Raw genomic sequence first — 287 nt, forward strand, 5'->3', positions numbered from 1 at the left:
CGCGGTGCTAAAGTGGTAGGAACTGCAACCAGCCAGAGTGGCGCCGACGCCATCAGTGCTTACCTTGGCGACAAGGGCAAAGGCCTGTTACTGAATGTGACTGACGCTGACTCAATCAGCACTGTTTTAGAGAATATTCGTGCTGAATTTGGCGAAGTGGATATTTTAGTCAATAATGCAGGCATTACGCGTGATAATCTTCTCATGCGCATGAAGGACGATGAGTGGGAGGATATCCTGGATACCAACCTCACATCGGTATTCCGCCTTTCCAAGGCGGTCCTGCG

The 287-nt window shown here is 50.5% G+C and carries 1 protein-coding gene; it reads left to right on the plus strand.

The window, feature by feature from the left end; genetic code table 11:
• The coding region (locus SB756_RS29370) for an SDR family NAD(P)-dependent oxidoreductase (protein ID WP_410913073.1) at positions 1–287 on the plus strand (287 nt) is incomplete at both ends.

This window comes from Pseudomonas sp. SIMBA_068, assembly GCF_046534705.1.
In the GTDB taxonomy this organism is placed as follows: Bacteria; Pseudomonadota; Gammaproteobacteria; order Pseudomonadales; family Pseudomonadaceae; genus Aquipseudomonas; species Aquipseudomonas putida.